The 24,466-nt window shown below is 72.2% G+C and carries 21 protein-coding genes; 10 read left to right on the top strand and 11 right to left on the bottom strand.

What is annotated here, in order from left to right; all coding sequences use genetic code 11:
* Positions 1–3 precede the first annotated feature (3 nt).
* Genes ACZ63J_RS21155 through ACZ63J_RS21125 form a run of 7 tightly spaced genes read right to left on the bottom strand, consistent with a single transcriptional unit; the run spans position 4 to position 9,556 of the window.
* Complete coding sequence (locus ACZ63J_RS21155) at positions 4–1,758, bottom strand: acyclic terpene utilization AtuA family protein (protein WP_465402297.1); 1,755 nt, start codon at positions 1,756–1,758, stop codon at positions 4–6.
* Entirely contained in the window at positions 1,755–2,534 is a 780-nt protein-coding gene (locus tag ACZ63J_RS21150; protein ID WP_465402299.1) for a TIGR03084 family metal-binding protein, read from the bottom strand. Before ACZ63J_RS21150 ends, ACZ63J_RS21155 begins: the two co-directional genes overlap by 4 nt.
* A gap of 1 nt (position 2,535) precedes the next feature.
* Positions 2,536–3,282, bottom strand: coding sequence for an enoyl-CoA hydratase/isomerase family protein (locus ACZ63J_RS21145; RefSeq protein WP_465402301.1), 747 nt, complete (start codon positions 3,280–3,282; stop codon positions 2,536–2,538).
* Positions 3,279–5,231: an acetyl/propionyl/methylcrotonyl-CoA carboxylase subunit alpha gene (locus tag ACZ63J_RS21140; protein ID WP_465402303.1), complete on the bottom strand. Its 1,953-nt coding sequence runs from the start codon at positions 5,229–5,231 to the stop codon at positions 3,279–3,281. The genes ACZ63J_RS21145 and ACZ63J_RS21140 overlap by 4 nt, the downstream gene beginning before the upstream one ends.
* A gap of 4 nt (positions 5,232–5,235) precedes the next feature.
* On the bottom strand, positions 5,236–6,834 hold the full coding sequence (locus ACZ63J_RS21135; protein WP_465402305.1) for an acyl-CoA carboxylase subunit beta: 1,599 nt from the start codon (positions 6,832–6,834) through the stop codon (positions 5,236–5,238).
* The gene (locus ACZ63J_RS21130; protein ID WP_465402307.1) at positions 6,831–8,396 is read right to left on the bottom strand and encodes an AMP-binding protein; all 1,566 of its coding nucleotides are present in this window, start codon (positions 8,394–8,396) and stop codon (positions 6,831–6,833) included. The genes ACZ63J_RS21135 and ACZ63J_RS21130 overlap by 4 nt, the downstream gene beginning before the upstream one ends.
* Before the next feature lie 8 nt (positions 8,397–8,404).
* The gene (locus ACZ63J_RS21125; protein ID WP_465402309.1) at positions 8,405–9,556 is read right to left on the bottom strand and encodes an acyl-CoA dehydrogenase family protein; all 1,152 of its coding nucleotides are present in this window, start codon (positions 9,554–9,556) and stop codon (positions 8,405–8,407) included.
* Positions 9,557–9,625: 69 nt separating this feature from the next.
* On the opposite strand from ACZ63J_RS21125, the gene ACZ63J_RS21120 reads away from it, so the two are divergent.
* Complete coding sequence (locus ACZ63J_RS21120) at positions 9,626–10,246, top strand: TetR/AcrR family transcriptional regulator (protein ID WP_465402311.1); 621 nt, start codon at positions 9,626–9,628, stop codon at positions 10,244–10,246.
* A 68-nt stretch (positions 10,247–10,314) separates the two neighbouring features.
* Positions 10,315–11,973 carry an AMP-binding protein gene (locus ACZ63J_RS21115; RefSeq protein WP_465402313.1) on the top strand — a complete coding sequence of 553 codons (1,659 nt, stop codon included), beginning with the start codon at positions 10,315–10,317 and terminating at the stop codon, positions 11,971–11,973.
* A gap of 19 nt (positions 11,974–11,992) precedes the next feature.
* Here ACZ63J_RS21115 and ACZ63J_RS21110 read toward each other — a convergent pair whose 3' ends face one another.
* Entirely contained in the window at positions 11,993–12,637 is a 645-nt protein-coding gene (locus ACZ63J_RS21110; RefSeq protein ID WP_465314339.1) for a phosphate signaling complex PhoU family protein, read from the bottom strand.
* A gap of 299 nt (positions 12,638–12,936) precedes the next feature.
* Between ACZ63J_RS21110 and ACZ63J_RS21105 the strand changes: the two genes are divergently transcribed.
* Positions 12,937–13,611, top strand: coding sequence for a phosphatase PAP2 family protein (locus tag ACZ63J_RS21105; protein WP_465402315.1), 675 nt, complete (start codon positions 12,937–12,939; stop codon positions 13,609–13,611).
* Between the two features lie 50 nt (positions 13,612–13,661).
* A complete protein-coding gene (locus ACZ63J_RS21100) occupies positions 13,662–14,477 on the top strand; it encodes an ABC transporter permease (protein ID WP_465402317.1) in 816 nt (271 codons plus the stop codon).
* Here ACZ63J_RS21100 and ACZ63J_RS21095 read toward each other — a convergent pair.
* A complete protein-coding gene (locus tag ACZ63J_RS21095; RefSeq protein ID WP_465402319.1) occupies positions 14,392–14,847 on the bottom strand; it encodes a DUF1707 SHOCT-like domain-containing protein in 456 nt (151 codons plus the stop codon). The two genes, ACZ63J_RS21100 and ACZ63J_RS21095, sit on opposite strands and share 86 nt — an antisense overlap.
* A 151-nt stretch (positions 14,848–14,998) precedes the next feature.
* On the opposite strand from ACZ63J_RS21095, the gene ACZ63J_RS21090 reads away from it, so the two are divergent.
* From ACZ63J_RS21090 to ACZ63J_RS21070, 5 genes are all read left to right on the top strand, one after another.
* Positions 14,999–15,694 (top strand): response regulator transcription factor, encoded by a 696-nt coding sequence (locus ACZ63J_RS21090; protein ID WP_465339879.1) that lies wholly within the window; start codon positions 14,999–15,001, stop codon positions 15,692–15,694.
* Positions 15,691–17,085, top strand: coding sequence for an ATP-binding protein (locus ACZ63J_RS21085; protein WP_465402321.1), 1,395 nt, complete (start codon positions 15,691–15,693; stop codon positions 17,083–17,085). The genes ACZ63J_RS21090 and ACZ63J_RS21085 overlap by 4 nt, the downstream gene beginning before the upstream one ends.
* A 56-nt stretch (positions 17,086–17,141) precedes the next feature.
* A complete protein-coding gene (locus ACZ63J_RS21080) occupies positions 17,142–17,774 on the top strand; it encodes a DUF998 domain-containing protein (protein ID WP_465402323.1) in 633 nt (210 codons plus the stop codon).
* Positions 17,771–19,750 (top strand): glycosyltransferase family 4 protein, encoded by a 1,980-nt coding sequence (locus tag ACZ63J_RS21075; protein WP_465402325.1) that lies wholly within the window; start codon positions 17,771–17,773, stop codon positions 19,748–19,750. Before ACZ63J_RS21080 ends, ACZ63J_RS21075 begins: the two co-directional genes overlap by 4 nt.
* A gap of 353 nt (positions 19,751–20,103) precedes the next feature.
* Positions 20,104–21,162: a YaaC family protein gene (locus ACZ63J_RS21070; protein ID WP_465402327.1), complete on the top strand. Its 1,059-nt coding sequence runs from the start codon at positions 20,104–20,106 to the stop codon at positions 21,160–21,162.
* A gap of 73 nt (positions 21,163–21,235) precedes the next feature.
* Here ACZ63J_RS21070 and ACZ63J_RS21065 read toward each other — a convergent pair whose 3' ends face one another.
* Positions 21,236–21,913 carry a response regulator transcription factor gene (locus tag ACZ63J_RS21065; protein WP_465339875.1) on the bottom strand — a complete coding sequence of 226 codons (678 nt, stop codon included), beginning with the start codon at positions 21,911–21,913 and terminating at the stop codon, positions 21,236–21,238.
* A gap of 97 nt (positions 21,914–22,010) precedes the next feature.
* Between ACZ63J_RS21065 and ACZ63J_RS21060 the strand changes: the two genes are divergently transcribed.
* Complete coding sequence (locus ACZ63J_RS21060) at positions 22,011–23,306, top strand: sensor histidine kinase (protein WP_465402329.1); 1,296 nt, start codon at positions 22,011–22,013, stop codon at positions 23,304–23,306.
* Here ACZ63J_RS21060 and ACZ63J_RS21055 read toward each other — a convergent pair.
* A complete protein-coding gene (locus ACZ63J_RS21055) occupies positions 23,257–24,387 on the bottom strand; it encodes a phosphodiester glycosidase family protein (protein WP_465402331.1) in 1,131 nt (376 codons plus the stop codon). The two genes, ACZ63J_RS21060 and ACZ63J_RS21055, sit on opposite strands and share 50 nt — an antisense overlap.
* Between the last annotated feature and the right edge of the window lie 79 nt (positions 24,388–24,466).

Raw genomic sequence — 24,466 nt, 5'->3', positions numbered from 1 at the left:
TCCTCAGTCGGTCCATTGTGCGGCATCGCGGACGAACCTCGCCGGGACGTCGACGACCCGGCTGCGCAGGAACTCCCCCAGTCCCTTCGCCTGGGGGTCCGGGCGGGTCGCCGAGGCGACGCCCTCCCCCAGCAGTCCCACCACCACGAAGTTGAGCGCGCGCAGGTTCGGCAGCTCGAACCGGCGGATGTCCAGATCGGCCGACTCCGGGAGCAGCTGCCGGAGGCGGTCCTCGTCGAGAAAACCGCGCAGCCACGCGTGTTCCGCGTCCGCCCGGGCCCACACGCCGATGTTGGCGTTGCCGCCCTTGTCCCCCGAGCGGGCGCCCGCGACCGCGCCGAGCGGCAGGCGCCGGGTCGGGCCGAACTCGCGGGGTGGTTGCGTGGCAGGGGAAACCGTCACGAGTGGTGGGCCCGACGGCGGGTGCGGGAGGACACGCACCGTCCCGTCCGGCAGGGTGACGCGGTGCTCGACCCCGTCCGCCGGGACCAGCGCCGGCCAGTACACGCCGAACGCGCTCTCCGCGGACGGCGGGGTGGTCGTGTGGAAGCCGGGATAGCCGCCGAGCGCCAGCTCCATCGTCGTGTTGGAGAAGCGCCGGCCGACCTTGGCCGGGTCGGGGTCCTTGACCGTGATCCGCAGGTGGGCGGTGGCTTCGGCGTTCACCGGCGCGTCCGGGTGGTCGAACCGCAGCAGCGTGACGTCGACCTCTGCGAACTGCTCCTTGCCGCCCAGCAGCTCGAACAGCTGCTGCTCGGCCCACGCGGCCTTCTCCTCGATGCGGGTGCCGGTGAGCACCAGCGTCATCGTGTTGCGGTAGCCGCCGTCGTGGTTCAGCGCCACCTTCAGCGAGCCGCCGGGTGGGCTGCCGCGGGTTCCGCTGATCCGGACCCGGTCGGGCCCGGCCTGCTCGACACGCAGGGTGTCGAAGTGCGCCACGGCGTCCGGCCCGGCGTACGCGGGCTCGGCGATTTCGTAGAGCAGCTGTGCGGTGACCGTGCCGACCGAGACCAGGCCGCCGGTGCCGGCGTGTTTCGTGATGACGCTCGAGCCGTCCTCGGCGACCTCGGCGATCGGGAAACCCGGGTAGCGCCGGTCGGTGATCTCGTCGAAGAACGCGTAGTTGCCGCCGGTGGCCTGCGGCCCGCACTCGATCACGTGGCCCGCCGCCATCGCGCCGGCGAGCGCGTCGAAGTCCGTGGCCGCCCAGCCGTGCCACCACGCGGCCGGTCCGACGACCAGCGACGCGTCGGTGACCCGCCCGGTGACCACGACGTCGGCCCCGGCGGCGAGGCCCTCGGTGATGCCCCAGCCGCCGAGATAAGCGTTGGCCGTCAACGGGGTCACCCCGGCTTCGGACAGCTTGCGGCCGGTGTCGAGGTGGACGAGGTCGGGCAGCCCGCCGAGGATGTTGTCGCCGTCGACGTGGGCGACTTTCGGGTGCAGCCCGAGCCGTTCGGCGAGCGCGGTGATCTCGGCGGCCAGGCCCGGCGGGTTGAGGCCGCCGGCGTTCGAGACGATCCGGATGCCGCGGTCCAGGCAGGTCCCCAGGACGTGCTCGAGCTGGGTGAGGAACGTCTTCGCGTACCCCGCGGCCGGGTTCTTCCGCCGGGCCTTCCAGAGGATCAGCATGGTCAGCTCGGCGAGGTAGTCGCCGGTGAGGACGTCGATCGGGCCGCCCTCGACCATCTCGCGCGCGGCTTCGAGGCGGTCGCCGTAGAAGCCGGAGCAGTTCGCGATCCGGACCGGGCGGCTCACGCGGGTCCCCGGCCGGGCGCGCCGGCGAAGGCCTGGGCGATGCCCATCCACTCCTCGGCCACCGGCCCGCGCACGACCAGGCCGGTTTCCTCGGCGCGACGGCGTTGGGTGACCGCCAGGCAGAAGTCCAGCGCCGTCCCTTCGACACGGTCGGCGGCGGCCCCGTCGCCCCAGGTCCACCGCTCCCCCGACGGCGCGAGCAGGCTGACCCGGATCGGGACGACCGGCGCCGGACGCCCGTGCAGCCCGAAGCTGAACGCCGTCGTCGAGACGCCGAGGTGGGCGATGTGCCGGAGCCGGTCGGTCGGCACGCGCGTCACGCCGAGGGTGTCGGCGATGTCCTGGCCGTGCGCCCAGGTCTCCATGATCCGCGCGGTCACCGAAGACGCGACGCTCATGTCCGGCCCGAACCAGGGCAGCCGGGCCCGCGGGTCCCGCCCGCGAAACGCCGTGACGAGCTCCGAGCGCGTCCGGGCGAACCAGGTCCGGACGTCGTCGGCGCCCAGCCCGCGGTGTTCGGCGGCCACCCGGTCCGGGAAGTCCATGCCGTCGGCCATGAGCGCGGCGGCGGCACGCCGGAAGCCGTCGGGATCCACCACCGCCTGGGTCGCGGCTTCGTCGAAGAAGGCCAGGTGGGTGACCTGGTCGCGGATATCCCAGCCCGCCGCGGGGGTGGGCTGCGCGATGTTCGTGTCGTCGAGCGGGGCGAGCAGGGTGTCGACGTCGGTGGTCTCGGCGACGAGGTCGTCGAGCAGGGCGTCAAGCGAGACGGGCATGTCAGCGTCCTTCCCAGACCGGCGCGCGCTTCTCCCGGAAAGCCGCCGGACCCTCCTGGGCGTCCCGCGAGCGGTACACCGGCTCCCAGATCTCCTCGGCGCGGTCGTAGACGTCGTCGCGCTGGAGGTAGGCGGTCTGCTTCGCCGCGCGGACCGACAGCGGCGCGTTCGCCGCGATCCGCAGAGCCAGCTCCTGAGCGCGAGACCGCAGGTCGGCCAATGGGACGACGTGGTTGACGAGCCCGATCTCACGAGCGCGGTCCGCGTCGATCGGGTCGCCGGTCAGCAGGATCTCCATGGCGATCCGCGGCGGCACGAGCCACGACAACGGCGCGGCCCACGGCGATCCGCGGCCCACCTTGACCTCGGTCACCGCGAACCGCGCGTGCGAAGCGGCCACAACGAGGTCACACTGCTGGGCCAGCAGGAAACCCCCGGCGTAGGCGACGCCGTTGACGGCGGCGATGGTCGGCTTCGGCACGTCGACGTTCCGGCCGAACTGCGGCAGGAAGTCCGGCGGCGGGACTTCCAAAGCCGTCTCGGCCATCTCTTTGAGGTCGCCGCCCGCGCAGAACGCCTTGTCACCCGCGCCAGTCAGCACGAGCACCGCGGCGGAGTCGTCGGCGATGAACCGCCGGGTGCCTGCCCAGAGCCCGTCACAGACCTTTTTGGACAGTGCGTTGCGGGCTTCCGGGCGGTTGATCGTCAGCCAGGCAACACCGTTGTCGACCTCGTAGGTGACGCTCACGAGACCACCGCCAGCACCTGGCCGGTGTCCACCTGGTCACCCTGGCCGACGCGCAGGTCCGCGACCAGGCCGTCGACCGGGGCGGTGACCGTGTGCTCCATCTTCATCGCCTCCAGCACCACGAGCGGCTGCCCGGCGGTGACGGTGTCCCCGGCGGCGACGAGGACCCGCACCACCGCGCCCGGCATCGCCGCGAGCAGCGACCCGGCGGCCGTAGCGGCGGACGGATCCGGGAAGCGCGGAACTTCGGCCAGGGTCGCCGACCCCTCCGCGCTGTCCACATAGGACATATCACCACGGGTGTGGACGTGGTAGGTGCGGTGGACGCCGTCGATCTCCAGCTCCACGAGTTCGGGCTCGGCGGAAACCACCCGGACGGCCTCGCCGAGCGGCGCGCCGTTCACCGTGAGCCGCAGTCCGGACCGGCGCAGCGCATACGCGACTTCGAGGGTTTCCGCGCCCAGGGTGTACGCGACCCGCTGGGGCACGCTCCCGACGTTGCGCCACCCGGACGGCATCTCCGGCACGACCCGCGCGTCCCGCCGATGCCGGGCCTGCCGGGCCAGCGCCGCCGCGGCCGCCTGCCGGGCGCCACTCACAGGACTGCCCAAAGTGGACGGCTCGTGCCGGGTCAGGTAGCCGGTGTCGGTGTGCCCGGCCAGGAACTCCGGCTCCCCCAGAATCCCGACGAGCAAGTCACGATTGGTCGTCACGCCGTGCAGTTCGGCCTGCCGCAAGGCCCGCGCGAGGGTCCGGGCGGCCTCGCGCCGGGTGCCGCCGTGCGCGATCACCTTGGCCAGCATCGGGTCGTAGTGCGGGCTCACCACCGAGCCGTCGACCACACCGGAGTCCACCCGGACACCGCGCAGCGCGGGGATCCGGAACCGGTGCAGGGTCCCGGTGGCGGGCAGGAACCCGGCCGGGACGTCCTCGGCGTAGAGCCGGACCTCGATGGCGTGCCCGGTGATGCGGGCGCCCGTCACCGACGGCGGCAGCGACTCGCCTTCGGCCACGCGCAGCTGCTGCTCGACCAGGTCCAGGCCGGTGACCAGCTCGGTGACCGGGTGCTCGACCTGCAGCCGCGTGTTCACCTCGAGGAAGAAGAACTTGCCGTCTGAGTCCAACACGAACTCGACCGTGCCCGCACCGGTGTACCCGATCGCCTTGCCGGCGGCGACGGCGGCGGCGCCCAGCTCGGCGCGCAGCGCGTCGTCGACCGCCGGCGACGGGCACTCTTCGACGATCTTCTGGTAGCGCCGCTGGATCGAGCACTCCCGCTCGAACAGGTGCACCACCTCGCCGTGCGTGTCACCGAGGATCTGGACTTCGACGTGCCGCGGGTCGACGACAAAGCGTTCGAGGAACACCGTCCCGTCGCCGAACGCCGACGCGGCCTCCCGCCGGGCACTCACGACAGCTTCCTCGAGCCCCGCGGAGTCGTGGACCACGCGCATGCCGCGGCCACCACCGCCGAACGCGGCCTTGACCAGCACCGGAAAACCGATCTCGGCGGCCACCGCGGCGAGGTCGGTCGTGTCGGTGACGGTCGTCCCCGGCAGCACCGGCACCCCCGCCGCCTCCATCAAAGCCTTGGCCTCGATCTTCGAGCCCATCGACGCGATGGCCTCCGGCGACGGACCCACGAACGTCAGCCCGGCTTCGGCGCAGTCCCGCGCGAAGCCCGCGTTCTCGGAGAGGAACCCGTACCCGGGGTGGACGGCGTCGGCGCCGGTCGCCTTCGCCGCGGCGATCACCAGATCACCGCGCAGGTACGTCTCGGACGGCGACGAACCGGGCAGCCGGACGGCTTCATCGGCGAGCCGCGCGAACGGCGCGCCCGCGTCCGGGTCGGAGTAGACCGCGACCGTCGAGATGCCCAGGTCGTGAGCGGTGCGCATGACCCGGGCGGCGATCTCGCCGCGGTTGGCGACCAGCAGCTTCGTGATCATCGGCTCACATCCGGAAGACGCCGAAGCCGCGACGGCCCTCGACGCGGTTGGAGTGGACGGCGGACAACGACATCCCGAGCACGTCCCGGGTGTCGCGCGGGTCGACGATGCCGTCGTCGTAGAGCCGGGCGGTGACGGCGAAGGCGTGCGACTCGGTTTCGATCTGGGCTTCGATCGCCGCGGTGCGCGCGCGGTCGGCGTCCTCGTCGAACGGCTTCCCTTGGGACGCGGCGGAAGCGCGGCCGACGATCGACATCACCCCGGCGAGCTGCGGCGCGCCCATCACCGCGAGCTTCGCGCCGGGCCAGGCGAACATCAGCCGCGGGTCGTAGGCGCGCCCGGACATGCCGTAGTTGCCGGCGCCGAACGACGAAGCCATGTTGACCGTCAGGTGCGGAACCGTGCTGTTGGTGACGGCGTTGATCATCTTGGCGCCGTCCTTGATGATCCCGCCCTGCTCGTAGCGCGTGCCGACCATGTAGCCGGTCGTGTTCTGCAGGAACACCAGCGGGACGTCGGTCTGGTTGGCGAGCAGGATGAACTCGCTGGCCTTCTTGGCCTCCTCGCTGAACAGCACCCCGCGGTGGTTGGCCAGTACGCCGACGGGATAACCGTGGATGCTCGCCCAGCCGGTGACCAGCGAGGTGCCGTAGAGCGGCTTGTACTCGTCGAAGTCCGAGCCGTCGACGGTCCGGGCGAGGATTTCGCGCGGGTCGAACGGCACCTTGGAGTCCGGCGGCACCAGGCCGAGGATCTCGTCGGGGTCGTGGCGCGGGGGTTCCGGCCGGTGTGTGGGTCCCGGACCGAGCTTGCGCCAGTTGATCCGCGAGATCACGCGGCGGCCCAGCCGGATCGCGTCGACCTCGTCGACCGCGAAGTAGTCGGACAGGCCCGAAACGCGGGAGTGCATGTCCGCACCGCCGAGCGACTCGTCGTCGGCCTCCTCGCCGGTGGCCATCTTGACCAGCGGCGGGCCGCCGAGGAACACCTTGGCCTGGCGGTCGACCAGCACCGCGTAGTCGCACATGCCGGGCACGTACGCACCGCCGGCGGTCGAGTTGCCGAACACGATGGCCAGCGTCGGGACGCCCATCGACGACAGCTCGGTCAGCTCGTGGAAGATCCGCCCGGCCGGCACGAACAGGTCGGCCTGCGTCGGCAGGTCGGCCCCGCCGGACTCGACGAGGTTGACCACCGGCAGCCGGTTGACGCGGGCGATCTCCAAGGCCCGCAACGTCTTCCGCAGCGAGTACGGGTTCATCGCCCCGCCGCGCACGGTAGGGTCGTGCGCGATGACCACACACTCCACATCGGACACCACGCCGATGCCGGTGAGCACCGACGCGCCGACCGTGAAGTCCGTGCCCCACGCGGCGAGCGCGGACAGCTCCAGGAACGGGCTGTCCGGGTCGAGCAGCAGCTCCAGCCGCTCCCGCACCGGCAGCTTCCCGCGGTCGCGGTGGCGCTGCGTGTACCGCTCACCGCCGCCGGCGACGGCCAGCTCCAGCTGCTCTTCCAGCCGGGCCAGCAGCTCCAGCTGGTTCTTGCGGTTCGCCGTGTAGACCTCGGCGGAGACGTCCAGCTGCGACTTGAGCACGGTCATCGGGCGGCCCCGTAGTGACCGGCGTGCCGCTCGCGGACGACATTCTTCTGGATCTTGCCGGTCGAGGTGCGCGGCAGCTCGTCGGCGACGATGACGGCCTTGGGCACCTTGTAGCCGTCGAGCCGTTCCTTGAGCCGGGTCCGCAGGTCGTCCGCGTCGATCGTGGTGCCCGGCTTCGGCACGACGACGGCCGTGATGGCCTCGCTCCAGCGCTCGTGCGGCAGCCCGACGACCACCACCTCGGCGACGTCCGGTTCGGTGTCGTAGATCGCCCGCTCCACCTCGATCGAGGCGACGTTCTCGCCGCCGGTCTTGATGACGTCCTTGAACCGGTCGGCGAACCACAGCACGCCGTCCGGCCCGAACCGGCCGACGTCGCCGGAGTGGAACCAGCCGTGCCGGAACGCCTCCTCGGTCGCCTCCGGGTTGTGCAGGTACTCCTGCATGGTCGACGGCGCCCGGTAGACGATCTCGCCCTGCTCGCCGCGCGGCAGCAGGTTCCCGTCGGGGTCCATGATCCCGACCTGGACGCCGGTGAGCGGCGTGCCGACCGCGCCGACGTGGGAAAGCTGGTGCTCGGGCCGGAACAGCGTGGTGATCGGGCTCATCTCGGTCTGGCCGAACAGCAGGGCGAAGTCGCAGCGGAAGCCGTCGAGGCACGCCTTGATCTGCGCCTCGGGCATCGGCGCCATCGCGTAGACCGCACGCCGCAGCGAAGTCAGGTCGCGCCCGGCGAACGACGGGTGGTCCAGCGCCGCGCGGTACATCATCGGCAGGCCGAAGACCTGCGTGATCTTTTCGCGTTCGATCGTGGTCAGGAACCGGTCCGGATCGAAGCCTCGGTGCACGAAGATCGTCGCGCCGACGACGATCGCGGGCGTGCAGAAGGCGTTGAGCTGGGCGGTGTGGAACATCGGCATCATGGCGACGAACCGGTCGTCGGCGCGCCAGCCGGAGTCCAGCGCCGCGGACATCGACTCCAGGTGGATCGTCAGGTGCGTGCCGACCACGCCCTTCGGGAACGACGTCGTGCCGGAAGTGTACAAATAGGACAGTGGCGCCCGGTCGGCGATGACGACCTCGGGCGACGTCGTGGTGTCGGACAGGACGGCGTCGAGGTCCAGCCCCTCGGCGTCACCGCCGGTGCCGGGCGCGAGGAACACGTCCGCGACCCCCGGCACCTCGGCGACGGCAGGGGCGATCGCGCCGAACAGCTGCCGCTCCACGACGATGCCGCGGGCTTGGGAATGCCCGAGCACGTAAGCGATTTCGTCGCCGCGCCAGCCAAGGTTGACCGGCACGCAGACGAGCCCGAGCTTGGCGCAGGCGTAGTAGACGGCGAGGAACTCGGCGCTGTTGGCCGAGGCGAGCGCGAGGACGTCACCGGTTGTGTAGCCGCGGTCGGTCAGGCCGTTGGCGAGGCGGTTGACCCACGTGTCGAACTCGCCGTAGGTCCAGCGGCGCTCGCCGTCGACCACGGCAAGCGTTTCCGGGCGGGCGAACGCGACGCGGGTCAGCGCGTCGCCGACGTTCACCCGCTGGGCGAGGGTGCGATCCGTCATCAGTCCTCCTAATAGGACCGGGGCAGCCCGAGGCTGTGCTGCGCGACGAAGTTGAGGATCATTTCGCGGTTCACCGGGGCGATCCGCAGCAGGCGGGCCAGGCCCCAGTAGGGCAGCAGCCCGAAGTCCGCCGAGACGCCGTTGCCGCCGTGGGTCTGGATGGCGGCGTCGACCGCGGCCAGCGCGGCCTCGGCGGCGGCGTACTTGGCCATGTTCGACGCCTCCCCCGCCGGCTGACCCGCGTCATGGAGGGCTGCGGCCCGGTGTGTCATCAGCGCGGCCAGCTCGGTCTCGATCTTCGCCTTGGCCAGCGCGTGCGAGACGCCCTGGTGGGCGCCGATCGGCCGGTCCCAGACCACGCGGTCCCGGGCGTACCGCGAAGCGACGTCGAGGGCGTAGCGGGCGATGCCGACGCAGAGCGCGGCGCCGGTGATGCGTTCGGGGTTGAGGCCGTGGAAGACCTGGCGGAAGCCGTCCCCCTCGTCGCCGACCAGTGCGGTGGCGGGCAGGCGGACGCCGTCGAAGTGCAGCGTGAACTGCTTCTCCGGCAGCATGACGTCGACCGGCAGCGGCGTCACGGTGAGCCCGGGGGCGTCGGTGGGCACGAGGAACAGCGAGAGCTGGGCGCTGCCGTCGGCGTCGCGGCCGGTGCGGGCCACGAGCAGCAGCGCCTCGGCGGTGTCGACGCCGGAGATGTAGTACTTCTCGCCGTCGACCACCCAGTCGTCACCGTCGCGGCGGGCGGTCGTGGTCAGCTTGTGGGTGTTGGAGCCGGCGTCGGGCTCGGTGATGGCGAAGACGACCTTCGCGCGGCCGCTCGCCAGGCCCGGCAGCCATTCCTTGCGCTGCTCCGGCGTGCCGAACTCGGTGATCACCTCGGCCGAGATGGCCTCGGTGACGAGCAGCAGCAGGATCGGCGCGCCCTTCGCGGCGCTCTCCTCGATCACGATGGTCAGCTCGGCCAGGCCGCGGCCGCCCCCGCCGTACTCCTCGGGGATGTTGACGCCGATGAAGCCGGCGTCGCCGAGCGCGTGCCACAGCTCGGTGCACTCACGGCCTTCACGAGCGTGTTCGACGTAGTACTTGCCCCCGAACGGGGCGGCGACGGCGCCGACCGCGGCCCGGAGGTCGCGCGCCTCGTCGCTCTCGAACACGTCCACGCCGACGCTCCTTAGTGATTTTTGATTCACTTATAGCGCACCGTAGCGCCCGTCTGCGAGGATCACAAGATGACGGCACCCTCTCCGGCCACCCGCCGCCGGCGCGACCCCGAGCGGCGCGAGCGGATCCTGACCGCCGCCGCCGAGCTCACCGCGCGGCGCGGGTTCCACGCGATCGGCATGGCCGACATCGGCGCGGAGGCGGGCATCGTCGGATCCGGCGTCTACCGGCACTTCGAGAACAAGGACGCGATCCTGGTCGCGCTGCTCGACCGCGTGATGGCCCGGCTGCATGACGGCGCCGCGGCGATCCTCGCCGACGCGCCCGGCGACGCGGCCGCGTTGTCCGGCCTGATCGGGGACCACGTCCGGGTCGCCATCGAGGACCGGACCGTGCTGGCGGTCTACCACCGCGAGATCCACAACCTGCCCGAGGAGGACCGGCGGCGGCTGCGCCGGCTGCAGCGGCACTACCTCGAGGACTGGGTGCACGTCCTCGCCCCGCTGCGCCCGGACCTCGCCGACGGCGAGCTGCGCCTGGCCGTGCACGCGGCGATCGGCGCGGTGCAGTCGACGTTGTTCTTCCGCAGCGGCCTCGCCGCCGACCGGCTGGCGGCGCTGCTCGGCGAGATGGCGCACGCCTGCCTCGGCGTCCCGTCGACACCACTCGCGTCAGTGAATGGCGAATAACTTTCCTCTTGATTGGTGACCTGGCTCACGGCATGCTGAGCGCGTCGGCGACGGCGAAGGAGCCCGGCATGACCACGACCAGCGAGAGCGCCATCGACGTCGAAACCCTGCGCGGCCGCCGCGCGGTCCGGCGCTGGGAACGGACGTCCGTCGGGGACGTCTTCGAGCGGCTCACCTGGAGCCGTCCGGACCAGGTCGCGATCGCCTCGGCCGGGGACGCCCACGGTGAAGAGCGGTTCACGTCGGTCACCTACCGGGAGGCCGACGTCGCCGCGAACCAGCTGGCGCACGCCCTGTCCGCCGCGGGCCTGGAGCCCGGTGATCGTGTGCTGTTGTTCTGCGAGAACACCGTCGAGGCGTTCCTCGCCAAGATCGGCATCGCCAAGGCGGGCATGGTCGCCGTCCCGCTGAACCCCGGCCTCGCCCCGGACGTCCTCGAGCACCTCGTGCGGCTGACCGAACCGCGGCTGGCCATCGTCGACGCGGAACTGTGGCCACGGCTGGAAAGCGTCCCGGGGGTGCGGGTCGGCGCCACCATCACGGTCGGCGGCGGCCCGGTCGGCGGGACACCGTCGTTCGGCGGGTTCCTCGCCGGGCACCCGGACATCGAGCCCGACGTCGAGATCCACGGCGACGACATCTTCCAGCTGCTGTTCACCTCGGGCACCACGGCGATGCCGAAAGGCGTGATGCTGTCCCACAGCTACGCGCACCTGGCCGGGCTGAACTTCGCGCTGTCGCTCACGCGCGGCCTGCGCCACGAGACCGACCTGCGCGTCTGCACGTTCCTGCCGATGATCTACCACGTCGGCGACGCGCTGTTCACCTACTCGACGTTCCTCTCCGGCGGCACGCTGGTCCTCGGCCGGCGCCCGGTGCCCGGCCCGGTCGCCGAGACGCTCGCGCGGACGCGGGCCACCGCGGTGTGGGCCGGTTCGCCGCAGTTCGCGGCCGCGCTGGCCGACGCGGTCGACGCCGACCCGGCGCTGGACCTGTCTTCGCTGACGACGCTCGTCTACGGCTGGGGCGCCCTCTCCCCCGCGCTCATGCGGCGGCTCGAGGCCCGGACCGCGCCGGGGTTCGTCGCGGTCGGGATCTTCGGCCAGACGGAAGCCATTGCCTGCCACCGGTTCTGGCCGTCGGCGTGGCCCGAGGTGCACGCGCGCACCGCGCCGGCGATGAACTACGTCGGTGTCCCGAGCGGGCTGCTCGCGTCCGACGTCGTCGACGAGCTGGGCGAGCCGGTCCGCGGGGTGCCCGGCGAGGCCGTCTACCGCTCACCGGTGATGACGGCCGGCTACTACCGCGACCCGGAAGCGACGCGCGAGGCGTTCCGCGGCGGCTGGTTCCACTCCGGCGACTCGGCGGTGGTCGACGCCGACGGCCTGCGCGTGATGGTCGACCGCTACAAGGACATCGTGAAGACGGGCGGGGAGAACGTCTCGAGCATGCGGGTGGAGGCCGTGCTGCACCAGCACCCGGCGGTCCTGCGCGCGGCGGTGATCGGGCTGTCCCACGCCCACTGGGGCGAAGCGGTGACGGCGGTGGTGGTCCCGCGCCCGGAGGCGTCCGCGTCGGAAGACGAGCTGATCGCGTTCTGCCGCGAGCACCTGGCGGGGTACGAGACGCCGAAGGCGATCGTGTTCGCCGACGCCCTCCCGGAGACGGTCGGCGGCAAGGTCCTCAAGTACAAGCTGCGCGAACGGCACGCGGACCTGTACCACTAGCCGCTCGCCGACGGCCTGGTCAGGAGGGCGCCGTCCCCGTTTCGGCGAACTCCAGCCGTTTCGCCACCGAGACGGCCTGATCCGCGAACCGCTCGTAGAACCGCGCCAGCAACGCCAACCCCGTCGCCGACTGGACGCCGTGCCGCCAGTCGTCGCCGGTGATCCGCCTGAGCACCTCGGCGTGCAACGCGTCGACCGCGTGGTCGGTGTCGTCCAGCTCGGCGAACCCGCCCGTCGCGTCCCCGGCGATCAGCTCGCCGAGCCGGTCGGCCATGCCCGCCCCGGTCGCGGCCATCTCCTCGAACACCGCCTCGAGCTCCGCCGGAACCGCGGGCTCGGGATGGTTGAAGCGGGCGGTGTCGGCGATGTGCGCCGCCAGGTCGCCCATCCGCTCGATCTTCTCCGCGGAGTACACCGCCGCGAGGATCGCCCGCAGGTTCCCCGCCACCGGCGCCTGCAACGCCAGCAGCGCCTGAGCTCGCTCTTCGCACTCCCCGCACGCCCGGTCGAGAACGGCGTCGGCGCCGAGCACCCGCTCGGCGAGCCGCAGATCAGCGGTCAGCAGCGCCTGGCTGGCCAGCCGCATCGACTCCCCCGCCAAGCCGCACATGTACGCCAGCCGCTCGCCCAGCTCGGTCAACTCGCCGTGAAACCTTTCCCGCATCGAAGCATGCTAGCGCCCTCCACCCCGCGAAACCGGGCGCGCGCTCCCGAAGTCCGCGGACATTCACGACGATTATCGTGGTAACACTCGTTCTCCGGCACGGATTCCGCTAGGGTCCCGTCTCGCGGGTCCGGCCGCTCCCTCCCCCTCGACGGCCGGGCCCGCCTCACCGCCGGCCCGCGTCCCCGGCCGCACGGCGCTGCCCGAGGTCGCCTTCATCCACAGTGGACTCCCCGGGTTAACGGGCTTTAACCTCCGTCGAACCGGCCGCTGACCACGGCGGTCCTAACGTCGGCGCGGTGTCGTCCACGCCCGCCGTCTTCAGCACCCGGAAACCCCTCGCCGCCGCCGTGGTCGCGCTGGTGGTGTTCCTGGCGCTGCTCGCCTCGGCGAGTGACCTGCTGCCCTGGGCGGGCGGCTTCGACCTCGCCGTCCACCGGTGGTTCGTGACCGACCGCGGCGCGGGCCTGACGTCGTTCGCCGCGGTGCTCACGACGACCGCGTCCTCGGCGTTCACCGCTCCGCTGGTCTTCGTGGTCGCCGCCGTTTTGACTCCGGGGCCGGTGCGGGCCCGGCTCAACCGAGCCGTGCTCGTCCTCGTGCTGATGCTGTTCGCCGTGCTCACCCGCTACGCGATTTCCGAGCTGATCGCCCGGCCCCGGCCACCGGCGGCGGACTGGGCCGTCGACGCCGGCGGGCTGGCCTTCCCGTCGGGACACACCTCCGACGCGACACTCGCCGCGGGCCTGATCGCCTGGCTGGTCGTCCGCCGCTTCGCTCGTGCCCCGCGGTGGCTGGTCTGGCTCGTCGCGGCGGCCTACGCGCTCACGATCGCCTGGACCCGCGTCTACCTCGGCGTGCACTGGCCCACCGACGTGCTCGGCAGCCTCGCCTTCGCCACCGCTTGGCTGTCGGGCGCCCTGGTCCTGCAGCGCATCGACGAACGCGAAGCGAACGAACAGCTCGTCGGATGACGGCCGCTCCGGCCTGCGGCGATCGCTGACCGGCGGCCACAATCAACACCGTGAACAACGCCGCGATCACTTTCGGCCCGGCCCTCGTGGTGGTGCTGGTCCTGCTCGCCGTCGCCGGCGCCGCCGTCGTGCGCTGGGGAGAGCTCGGCCAGGGCCGGGCCGTGCTGGTCGCGGCCGTGCGGGCGGTCGCGCAGCTGGCCCTCGTGTCGCTGGTGATCACCGCCGTGCTGCGCTCGGTCCCGCTCACCGGCCTCTTCGTGCTGCTCATGTTCACGATCGCGGCGGTGACGTCCGCGCGCCGCGTGGGCGGCTGGGCGAACCTGCCGTGGACGGCGGCGGCCCTCGCGGCCGGCGTCGCGCCGGTGCTGGCGCTCGTCATCGGGGCCGGCGTGGTCCCGCCGAAGCCGATCGCGCTGGTCCCGATCGCGGGCATCATCATCGGCGGCGCGATGACGGCGACGTCGCAGGCGGCCCGCCGGGCCCTCGACGAGCTGAAGTCCCGCCACGGCGAGTACGAGGCGGCCCTGGCGCTGGGGTTCACCCCCCGCCCGGCCGCGCTCGAGATCTGCCGCCCCTCGGCCGGCCACGCGCTGATCCCGGCCCTGGACCAGACCCGCACGGTGGGCCTGGTGACCCTCCCGGGCGCGTACGTCGGTGTATTGCTCGGCGGTGCCGGACCGCTTCAGGCCGGGATGACGCAGGTGCTGGTGCTCATCGGGCTGCTGGCCGCGGAAGCGGTGTCGATCCTGGTGACGGTCCAGCTTGTCGCGGCGGGCAAGCTCAGCCGCCGTGACCGTGCTCCAGAGCGCCCACCTCGTGGCCCTCGAAGCCTTCTGCGCCGAAGCCGTGCACCGCGCCCGCGATGATCGCCGCCGCGATCAGGAGTCCGATGAGGACGGTCACGATGATCAGCAGCCGGCGGCGGCCCGGAGTGGGCTCCGCGGCCCGGCCGCGCAGGACCGCGACGTCGGCGGCCAGTGCGGCGCCCGCGGCGGACAGGATCTGCCGCCACCCCTTCGGCGCATCCGGCGACGTCGCGGGCAGATCCGCGGTCAGCGTGGCCAGTTCGTGCCGGAAGCGGACCGACTCGAGCTGCCCGAGGCGTTCCTCGACCTCGTCCATCGTCAACCGGCCTTCGCCGGCCGCCGCGTAGAGGGCGGTTCGGACCTGTTCACGTTCCGCATCCGAACAGCGAATCCCCTCGGGCATCGTCGTGCCAGGTGCGTTCTCGCTCATCGTTTCCTCTTTCGTTCCGGGAAAGCACTTCTCCCGAGGCTAACCGCGGAAAACCCGGCGAACGTTAATCTTCGATGAGAGTTCGCCCCGGTCGCGCCGAACTCAACTACAGTTACCCTGTGTCATCAACACCGAGTGAAGGGACTCCGGAGTGCACTTGGTGATCGTCGACGACGAGACGGCGGTGCAGGACTCCCTCTCGCGCACGCTGCGGTTCGAGGGTTACCGCGTCTCCATCGCCGGTGACGGCGCGGCGGGGCTGACGATGATCCGCGACGAGAGTCCCGACGGCGTGCTGCTCGACGTCACGATGCCGGTGCTCGGCGGCCTCGAGGTCTGCCGGGTGCTGCGCGCCGAGGGCAACACCGTGCCGGTCCTGATGCTGACCGCGCGGACCGGGGTGACCGACCGGGTCGCCGGCCTCGACGCGGGCGCCGACGACTACCTCGTCAAACCCTTCGCGCTGCAGGAGCTGCTGGCCCGCGTGCGCGCTCTGCTGCGCCGCACCGAGTACAACGCCCCGGCCACGCCGCCCGCCCCCGCGGCGCTGCGGTTCGGCGACGTCACCCTCGACCCGGCGACGCGGGAGGTCTTCCGCGGCGACCGCGGCCTGCACCTGACCCGGACCGAGTTCGCCATGCTCGAGACGTTCCTGCGGCACCCCCGGATCGTGCTCACCCGTACCGTGATGTTCGAGCACGTCTGGGGTTACGACTTCGGCAGCGCCTCCAACGGCCTCGACGTCTACGTCAGCTACCTGCGCCGCAAGCTGGAAGCCGAGGGCGAGCCGCGGCTGCTGCACACCGTGCGCGGCGTCGGGTACGTCCTGCGCGAGGAACCGCTGTGAAACGCCTGCGCTGGAAGAAACTCTCCCTGCGGGCCCGGCTCGGCGTGCTCGTCGCCGGGGCCGTCGCGGTCGCCGTGGTCACCGTGTCGGCGTTGTCCTGGAGTATCACCCGGGCCGATCTGTACGACCAGTTCGACGCCCGGCTGCAGTCCTACGCCCAGCTCGCGGCGAAGACCGCCTCGCCCGAGGAGGCGCTGGCGACCCTGCAGTCGGCCGAGGACCGGCCCCGGTTCGGCCACAACGGCGGCTTGACCGTGCAGTTCCTCTCGGCCACCGGAGCCGTCACCGGAACCGCGGGAGCGAAGCCGGAGATCCCGCCGTCGCCGGTGGACGCGCCGGTCGCCGCAGGCACCACCGGGCGCGCCTCCGACGTCCGGCGCATCGACGGCGACCGGTTCCGCGTGTGGACGGCCCAGCGCTCCGACGGCGGCGCGGTCCAGGTCGCCCAGGACTCCGAAGACGTCGAAGACACCTTGACGCGGCTGGGTTTCTGGCTCCTGGTGGTGTCCGTCGCCGGTGTCCTCGGCGCCACGCTGGTCGGCCGCGCGATCGCGCGTTCGGCGTTGCGCCCGGTCGACGACCTCACGTCGGCGGCGGAGAACGTCGCCCGTACGCAGGAGCTGTCCGCGGCGATCGAGGTCACCGCGTCCGGTGAGATCGGCCGGCTGGCCACGTCGTTCAACGCGATGCTGACCGCGCTGAGCCGCTCCCGCGACGAGCAGCGCCGGCTGGTCGAGGACGCCGGGCACGAGCTGCGCACCCCCCTGACGAGCCTGCGCACCAACATCGAGCTGCTCATCCACGCCGACGCCAACCCCCAGCGGCAGCTGTCGGCCGAAGACCGCTCCCGGCTGCTGGCCGACCTCGACACGCAGGCCGTCGAGCTGACCGCGCTGATCGGCGAGCTGGTCGACCTCTCCACCGGCGAACGCCCGAGTGAGGAGACCGAACGCCTCGACCTGGCCGACGTCGTCGGCTCGGCGGTCGAGCGCACCCGGTCGCGGTGGCCGGCCGTCACGTTCGAGGCCGAGCTGGCCCAGGCCGACGTCGTCGCGCGGCCCGCCGCGGTGGAACGCGCGGTGCTGAACGTGCTCGACAACGCCGCGAAGTGGTCCACGCCCGGCGGGACCGTGCGGGTCGCCATGAGCGTGGCGGACGGCTCGGTACGCGTGCGCGTCGACGACGAAGGACCGGGGATCCCCGAGGCCGACCTGCCGCACGTGTTCGAGCGGTTCTACCGGGCCGACGCCGCCCGCGCCCTGCCCGGCTCCGGGCTCGGCCTGGCCATCGTCGAGCAGGTGCTCACCCAGCACGGCGGGCATGCTTCGGCGGCCCGGGCCGGCGAAGGGGGCGCGCGGTTCGACCTCGTGCTCCCGCTGGCCGCTTCTTAAGGAAACCGCGCGCGATCTTCATCGAACTCTCATGGACGCGCACCACCGTCTGAGGGGTGACCCCACGGACCGCGCTTTCGCCCACGCCGCTGGCGACGCTGACGCTGGTCACGGCCGCCGTCGCGCAGGTGATCATCGCCGGGCTGACCCTCGGGTTCGCCGGGAACGTCAGCCCCTGGCGTGACCCGGTCAGCGACTACGCCTGGCACCGCGGCGGCCGGCTGCTGTTCGAAGCGGCGATCGTGCTCCTGCTGGTCGCCGCGGCGATGCTCGCCGTCGCGGCCCGCCTCGCCGCGCTGCCGCGCAGCCCGCTGGCGAGCACCCTCTTCCTGCTCTGGACGGCCGGGCTCGTGGTGGTCCTGGTCTTCCGCAGCAACCTCAGCGCCGCGGACCCCACGGTGTCCGGGGAGATCCACCGCGCCGGCGGGGCGGTGCTGTTCGCCAGCCTGCCGCTCGCGGCCTGGGCGCTGAGCGCCCGGCTGCGCGCCGAACCCCGATGGCTCGGCGTCGCCCCGGCGTTGCGGCGCGGCGCGGTCGCCGGAGTCGTCACCGCGGCGGCGTTCGGCACCGCGCAGGTGGTCGGCTGGCTGCCGATCGGCCTGCTCGAACGGGTCGCGCTGCTGGCGGAGTTCCTGATCGTCGCGACGGTGGCGACGGCCCTGCGCCGGGTGCCGGAGGCCGTCCGATGACCGCGCTCGCGATCGTGTGCGCCCTGCTCGCCGCCGCGCTGTTCGCGCTGGCCGCGACCCGGCAGCACGCCGAAGTGACCGGGCTGGGCACCCGGGGCACGCCGGGGCTGCGCACCCTGTCCCGGCTGCTGCGCTCACCCGGCTGGTGGGCGGGCACCTCCCTGGCCGTCGGCGGCAGCCTGCTGCACGTCGTCGCGTTGTCGCTGGCCCCGCTCCCGGTCGTGCAGCCGCTCGGCGTGGTCAGCCTGGTCCTGACCGTCCTGTTCGGACGCCGGGTCCGCACCCGCCGGACGCTCACGGCCGTCGTGCTCGTCGTCGCGGGGGTCGCCGGGTTCGTGGCCTTCGCGGCCTCGGGAACCTCGACCGCGGTGATCAGCGCGGGCACGGCCGAGACCGTGGCCGTCATCGGGCTCGTGATCGCGGCGCTCGCCTGGTTCGCCCGGGCGGGCTGTGCCGCGCTGGCGGCCGCGGCGGCGGTCCTCTTCGGACTCGGCTCGTCGGTGGTGCACGCGGCCGCGTCGCAGCCGCTCGGCACGGCGTTCCTGCTCGGCGGGCAGGCGCTGCTGCTGCTCGGCGCGGGCGGTGTGCTCCTGCACCGCGCTTACGCCGCCGGTTCGACCGCCGTCGTCGTCGGCACCACGACCGTGCTGGATCCCCTGACCGCCGTCGCCGTGGCCGCGCTGGCCTACGGCGAGGCCCCGAAGCCCGCGGCCGCCATCGCCGCGGTCGTCGCTCTCGCCGGCGTGCGTGTGCTCGCCGGTGCCGTTCCGACCACCGAGGAGAACCCCGTGCCCGAGCACCCGACCGGTCTTCGCGTCCTGATCGGCGCCGACACGTTCCCGCCCAACATCAACGGCGCCGCGTTCTTCACCGAGCGGCTCGCGCGCGGACTGGCCGGCCGCGGCCACGACGTCCACGTCGTCTGCCCGTCCGACGACGGCCCGGCCCGCACCGAAGAGCGTGACGGGTACACGATCCACCGCGTCCGGTCCCGCGCGATCCCGTTCCACGGCGACTACCGGTTCTGCACCCCCGGCGGCGCCCGCAAGGAAGTCGGACCGCTCCTGGACCGGCTCCGCCCCGACGTCGTCCACGTCCAGGCGCACTTCGGCGTCGGGCGCGCGCTGCTCGAGGCGGCGGCCGAGCGGGACGTCCCCGGGATGGCCACGAACCACTTCATGCCGGACAACCTGCTCGGCTACACGCCGTTCCCGCGCCGGGTGAAGGCGGCGATCGCGCGCTGGGCGTGGAAGGACCTGGTCCGCGTCTACCGTGACGCGCGCATCGTCACGACCCCGACCCCGCGGGCGGCCGAGGTCCTGGCCGGGATCGGGCTGGACCGGCCGGCCCAGGTCGTGTCCTGCGGCATCGACCTCGCGCACTACGCCGCACCGGCCGCGCGTCCCGCCGAAGGACCGATGTCGGTCCTGTTCGTGGGCCGGCTGGACGCGGAGAAGAACATCGACCAGCTGCTGCGCGCCCTGGCCCCGCTGCCACACGTGCGCGTGGACCTCGTCGGCGACGGCACCCGCCGCCACGAGCTCGAGGCGCTCGCGGGCGAGCTGCAGGTCAGCGACCGCGTGACGTTCCACGGTTTTGTGCCGGACGCCGAGCTCGTCCACCGTTACGCCCGGGCCGACGTCTTCTGCATGCCCGGCACGGCGGAGCTGCAGAGCCTCGCCACGATGGAGGCGATGGCGGCGGGTCTCCCGGTCATCGCGGCCGACGCACTGGCCCTGCCCCACCTGGTCCACCACGGCGACAACGGTTTCCTCTTCGAACCGGGAGCGATCACGACGATCTCCCGGTGGATCGCCGAGCTGGCGGCGGATCCGGACTTGCGGGCCCGGATGGGCGAGGCGTCCCGGACTCTGGTCGCCCGGCACGACATCAACGGCGCGCTCGCGACTTTCGAGAGCCAGTACCGGATTCTCGCGGGGGTTTCGACGCCGTCGATGGCCGGGCAAGCCGCGTGATGGGGCGGGTGGGCGCTCGGCGGACTGATTTGGCCGGGCGCTTACCCGATTCGTGTGACAGTGCGGCATGTCCCACGGAGATTGCGCGAAGCCGGCAGACCTCGCCGATCACTGACGTTCGCCGCGTGGCACGCGATGAACGCGTTGCAGCGAGCCTGACCGATCTGGCCGCGTGCGGTGAAGGCACCGTGCAGGCCACAATGGACATAGTGATCGCCGAGGGCCGCGGTGACCCCATCATCAACCAGTCTCGGAATCCCGTGAGGCGGTCACCGAAGCCGACTCGAGATCGCACGTGTTGGTCTCGGCGTTGCCGGACGCCTGACCCGGCATGATCGTGCGAAGATGCGCCGATGACACGGCTGACGAGCTGGCAGGACCTCCGAGCGCTACGGGCGACCCCGCCAGGCAAGGCGGCGCACGACGCGGATCGGAGAAGCACCTTCGTCGCGGCCCTGCGGCAGGCGGAGGAACTCGCGGAAGCGGCGGCATCGGCGAGCTATGCAACGAAGGCGTTGCCGCTGTTCTACGCCTTGAGCCAGGCGGGGCGAGCGATTGCGGCCGCGCGGCTGGCAGATCCCTGGCAACTTCGCGGGCACGGCCTCACGGTGCGATCGAATCCGAGCCGGATCGTCGAAAGCATCGTGAAACCGCTGCAGGGCTCGCAGGACTCGTACCACGGGACGTCCATGGCGATCCAATCTCCGGTCTTGGTCAGTTCGGCCCAGCTCGGCGAACTCTGGGCGGCGAACCCGGATCTCTCGAACGTGCGGATTCCCGGGACTTCCGTGACCTGGCGTCGTCCGATCGTCCTTCAGCTGGGAGACCTGCGGCCCCCGGCGGGCTCTGCCGATGGCTATGAGGCGATCGAGGTTCACACAGGTGGATTTGTCGCCATGGCGGTCGACCTGCCCGGGAACACCGCAAAGGACATCACCGAAGCAATCGCAAGTTACCCTTCGCTTCGCGACGCATCGGCGGCGAAGCAAGGTCCGAATGGCCTGGAGGAGGCTGCCCCTGAGGAGGCCGTGTTTCGCAATGAAAACCGGCCGGATCGGGTCACCGCCATCGGGCGGACTTGCCCTCCGGTGACAACCATGGGCGATCTGTGGGACAGGACGCGCGCGTTCGCTTCGATCATCGAGCCTGACCTGGAGAACGGGAACCACGGCGCTCCGGACCAAGTGGGCTATGCGCTTCCGGAAGTAGCCGGCTCGCCTTCTCCGCATCCGCTCATGCTCTGGTGGGCGCTCTTGCTCGGGCTCTCCAGCCTCACCAGGTACGAGCCGGCGGCATGGTCCGCGGCGATCGACCTCGACGCGTCCGAGCTCGCCGTACCTCTTGAACAGGTCCTCGACATCGCCGAGGAGCGCCTCCCGGCCCGGATTTCCGAATGCCTTAAGGTCCCCTAGAACTCACGCGTTCAGGACGTCCGTTCCGCAAGAACTCGGTCAGTCCGCCAGCACACGAGCGGGTCAAGAACATTCACGGCGTTTCGAGCCGATAACCGTATCCGCGCACCGTGGTAATCGTAGGCGCCTCACTCGCCGCCTCGGCGAGTTTCCGGCGCAACGTCACGATGTGCACGTCCAAGGTCTTGGTCGACCCGCGCCAATGCGTATCCCACACGTCCGCCATCAACGTGTCCCGGCTGATCGCCGACCCCGGCTCCTGGGCCAGGCGGTGCAGCAGGTCGAACTCCTTGGGCCGCAACACGATCTCGTCGCCCGACAGGGTCACGCGGCGGGCGGCCACCTGAACCACCAGCTCCCCCACGCGCAGCGGCAGCACGTTCGACGACGTCCCGCGACGCAGGTGCGCGTGCAGCCGCGCCAGGAGTTCGCGCAGGCGCAGGGGTTTGGTCAGGTAGTCGTCCGCGCCGACCTCCAGGCCGACCACCACGTCCATCTCCTGCGTCCGCGCCGTGATCATGATGATCAGGGCGTTCGGGGTGATGCCGCGCGCCCGCCGGCAGACCTCGATGCCGTCCAGGTCCGGCAGCCCGAGGTCGAGGAGGACGACGTCGTACTCGTCGAGCTGCATCCGGCGGAGCGCGTCGCCGCCCGTGCGCGACCACATCACGTCGTAGTCGTGCATGCGGAGCGCCGATTCGAGCAGGCTCCCGATGGTTTCGTCGTCTTCGACGAGGAGAACTGCGGCCATGACGAATTCTATCCGGTTTCCGATCACGGAAACCGGATTTAGCCGAACGCTAACCTTCACCACCGGGAAATCGCCGCCCGGCGGGCAGACTGAAGTCATGCGCAGACGCATCATCCTGCTCGCCGTCGCCGCGGCCCTGCTGGCGACGACGCTCTTCGGGGTGCCCCTCGCGATCGGCGTCGCCGGTTATTTCGCGCAGGACGAGCGCACCGAGCTCGAACGCACCGCCGACGCGGCCGCCCTGTCGATCGCCGACGACGTCCTCACCCACGTCAGCCTGCCGCGGTTCCCGGGGTCCGAAGAGGACACGACCGGGTTGTACACCCCGAGCGGGACGCTGCTGACCGGTCAGGGACCGACTGTCGGCGACCCGATCGTGCAGCGGGCCCGGGCCGGCGAGGTCGCGACCGGCGACGTCGGCTCGGACCTCGTCGTCGCCGTGCCGATCCTGCACGACTCGCAGCTGCAGGGCATCGTGCGCGCGTCGACGCCGCACACCGAGTGGTACCAGAAGGTCGCGGTCTCCTGGCTGGCGATGGCCGGGCTCGGCGTCGCCGCGCTCGCGCTGACCTGGCTGCTGGCCGCCCGGCTCGCCGCCCGGGTCGCGGGCCCCCTCGAACAGCTGTCCGGCGCGGCCGCGCGGCTCGGGGGCGGCGACTTCACCGTCCGGGCGCCCGTCAGCGGCATCGGCGAGATCGACCAGCTGGCCGAAGCGCTCGACCAGGCCGCGGTCCGGATCGGGGACGCCCTCGACCGTCAGCGCGCCCTGGCCGCGGACGCCTCGCACCAGCTGCGGACGCCGTTGGCCGGACTGCGCCTGCAGCTCGAATCCGCCCTCGACCCGCCCGGTCAGGACCTGGCCGCCGCGGTCGAGGCCGCCCTCGGCACGGCGGACCGGATGGAGACCACGATCAACGACCTCGTCATGCTCGCCGCGCGGCCGCCGGAGGACCGCGGGGTGATCGAGCCGGACGGCCTGCTGCGCGACGTCGTCGCCGGCTGGCGCGGGCTGCTCGCCGCCCGGGGCCGCCGGCTGCGGATCGACCCTCAGGCGACGGGCCGGCCGCGCGCGGCCGAGGCCGCCGTGCGGCAGATCCTCGGCGTTCTGCTGGACAACGCCGTCATCCACGGCCGGGGCACGGTGACCATCACGACCCGCGACGCCGGAGACGCCTTCGTCCTCGACGTCGCGGACGAAGGCCGGGACGCCGCGGACGTGGCGAACATGTTCACCCGTGGTCACAGCGGCGCCGGCGGCTCGGGCATCGGCCTCGCCCTCGCCCGGGACCTGGCCGAGGCCGAAGGGGGCCGGCTGCGGCTCGGCAGCCCGGCCCCCACGACGTTCACCTTGCTGCTGCCGTCGGCCCGTGCAGCGCACCCGCCCGCACCGTGACCGCGAAGAAGTCACGCTGGTCCGGCGCCAGGTAGCGGTCCGGCGCGGTCGGCATGTCCCGGGTCAGCGTGACCGGGGACGAGCCGGGGAGGTCCGGCCGGAAGAGGTTGGCGCTGACCATCCCGCCGTGGATGTCGAGCTCCATGCCCCGGACCGCGCCCGCGCTCGACAGCGCGTCCGCCAGCGCGGTGAGGGTGAGCTGGTTCCCGGCGACGTAGACCAGCCTGCCCTGCCCGTCCACGCCGATGCCGGACCGCCAGGTGAACTGGAACTGGTTCTTCGCGCTCCCCCACTGTCCCGCCGGGTTGCCCGACAGCCCGGGCACCGGCTTCCCGCCGTCGACGACCAGCTCGAGGTTCTGGCGCACCGCCGCGACGTCCGGGGTCAGGTGGACGTCCCGCCCCCACACGCCGACGGTCGCCACCCCGGACTTGTCGACGACCAGGGAGGCCATCCCGTTCTTGAGCGGGATGCCGGACCGCCCGTCGGCGTAGAAGCCGCCCGGGGTGTCGCGGAACTTGAACCCGGAGTTGAACGTCGCCAGCAGCGACGAGCGCAGCGTGTCGGGCACCTGCGCGCCCTCGGGCCACTGCCCGCCCGGCTCCTTCGTCCCGGCGATCAGGTGCAGGCCGGTCCACTTCTGGTCGAACGCCACCACCGCGGCGACCACGCTGGCGTGGCCGGGGTCGGGGCGGACGAACGTCGTGTAGTCCGCCGGCTGGCCACCGGCCATCCGCGCGCCCGGCACCCACTGCCCTTCACCCGGCAGGGCGCCGGGCGGGGTGGGCAGCGCGGCGGGCGCGTTCGCCGTGTTGTCCGACGACACCGGTGCCGACACCGGCGCCGGCAGCGCGTTCGCGTCGGGACTGCCGCCGCCCGGCGGATGCCGGGTGTAGTACCAGTTCTCGACGGCATTCACGACCGGACCGGCGCCCATCTGCCGGGCCCAGTCCGCCGTCCGCGCGGCGAAGGTCGCCGCGCCCGGCGCGGTGAGCGCCTGCACGTACGTGACGGCCGGGTAGACGATCAGCAGCAGAAAGACGACCAGTGCTCGCCTGAAACGCTTTCGACGGCGTTTCACCGGCGGCCGGGGAAAGGGCGGGACTCCGGTTTTACCGGCTACGTCGACCATATTTCACGGTAACGATCCCGCGGTTCGA

The organism is Amycolatopsis sp. NPDC104863, assembly GCF_055582965.1.
This window is presented reverse-complemented; position numbering and strand designations above follow the sequence as displayed.

Excerpts from the sequence above, each read along its gene's own strand:
- ACZ63J_RS21130 (WP_465402307.1), bottom strand. The coding sequence starts at position 8,396 with ATGACGGATCGCACCCTCGCCCAGCGGGTGAACGTCGGCGACGCGCTG.
- ACZ63J_RS21095 (WP_465402319.1), bottom strand. The coding sequence starts at position 14,847 with ATGAGCGAGAACGCACCTGGCACGACGATGCCCGAGGGGATTCGCTGT.
- ACZ63J_RS21115 (WP_465402313.1), top strand. The coding sequence starts at position 10,315 with ATGACCACGACCAGCGAGAGCGCCATCGACGTCGAAACCCTGCGCGGC.
- ACZ63J_RS21060 (WP_465402329.1), top strand. The coding sequence starts at position 22,011 with ATGCGCAGACGCATCATCCTGCTCGCCGTCGCCGCGGCCCTGCTGGCG.
- ACZ63J_RS21110 (WP_465314339.1), bottom strand. The coding sequence starts at position 12,637 with ATGCGGGAAAGGTTTCACGGCGAGTTGACCGAGCTGGGCGAGCGGCTG.
- ACZ63J_RS21065 (WP_465339875.1), bottom strand. The coding sequence starts at position 21,913 with ATGGCCGCAGTTCTCCTCGTCGAAGACGACGAAACCATCGGGAGCCTG.
- ACZ63J_RS21135 (WP_465402305.1), bottom strand. The coding sequence starts at position 6,834 with ATGACCGTGCTCAAGTCGCAGCTGGACGTCTCCGCCGAGGTCTACACG.
- ACZ63J_RS21070 (WP_465402327.1), top strand. The coding sequence starts at position 20,104 with ATGACACGGCTGACGAGCTGGCAGGACCTCCGAGCGCTACGGGCGACC.
- ACZ63J_RS21140 (WP_465402303.1), bottom strand. The coding sequence starts at position 5,231 with ATGATCACGAAGCTGCTGGTCGCCAACCGCGGCGAGATCGCCGCCCGG.
- ACZ63J_RS21150 (WP_465402299.1), bottom strand. The coding sequence starts at position 2,534 with ATGCCCGTCTCGCTTGACGCCCTGCTCGACGACCTCGTCGCCGAGACC.
- ACZ63J_RS21075 (WP_465402325.1), top strand. The coding sequence starts at position 17,771 with ATGACCGCGCTCGCGATCGTGTGCGCCCTGCTCGCCGCCGCGCTGTTC.
- ACZ63J_RS21120 (WP_465402311.1), top strand. The coding sequence starts at position 9,626 with ATGACGGCACCCTCTCCGGCCACCCGCCGCCGGCGCGACCCCGAGCGG.